The sequence below is a fragment of the Sphingomonas sp. PWP1-2 genome (genome assembly GCF_049898305.1).
GTDB lineage: Bacteria > Pseudomonadota > Alphaproteobacteria > Sphingomonadales > Sphingomonadaceae > Sphingomonas > Sphingomonas glacialis.
In genome coordinates this window covers 1-592 of the sequence record NZ_JAFCXM010000023.1, presented here as the reverse complement: position 1 = coordinate 592, position 592 = coordinate 1, and the positions used below count along the sequence as shown (strand labels likewise).

Below are 592 nucleotides of genomic sequence, written 5' to 3'. Positions count from 1 at the left end.
CGTTGCACAAGCAGTAGTTGCCGGACTGATGGACGTGTTTGCTGGCGAAGACCGGGTCGATGCGCGGCGAGTTAATGATCCGTCGCGTACCATTCCAGCTGATGTAAACGTCCGCCGGAGGGAAGAAACGGGTTGGGAGCGTGCGTTTGAGGTGCGCGATAAGCCGGTCACGCGCGAGGATCTCTATCTGCTTGTCGGCAAATGCGTGCTGGCCGAAGTCGATGAAGCGGTGATGGTTGCGATCGCGCCCAGCCCTCCGATCGCTTTGTTGGCCGAAGCACGCGCTTGGGCCGCCGAGCGCGGAGTTGCCGTGACCGTCTATAGCGACTGGAACAGTCTCGTGCAGCAAGCACTGCACTGGGCACCGCTCGCTACGCTGGTCGGCGCCTCCCGACTCCCGTCCCGGATCGAGCAGCGCCTCATCGAAGCGGAAGCGTCAGCCGAAGCTCTTGCATTGTGGAACACGCTGGTGTGCGTGAGGGCCAGCCAGCAAAACTGATCACGTCAGTTTCTAACCTAAGATGGTAGCGACGTTATGGCTGAGGACACGACACGCGTCTCCTTTCGCGCGACGCGACTGAGGCTTTCGTAA

At 60.8% G+C, this 592-nt stretch carries 1 protein-coding gene; it reads left to right on the top strand.

Annotation, left to right across the window (positions count from 1 at the left end):
* Positions 1-499, top strand: a 499-nt coding sequence (locus tag ACP7C5_RS19145) for a restriction endonuclease, SacI family (RefSeq protein ID WP_426265508.1), incomplete at its 5' end; no start/stop codon positions are given.
* Positions 500-592: the final 93 nt, after the last annotated feature.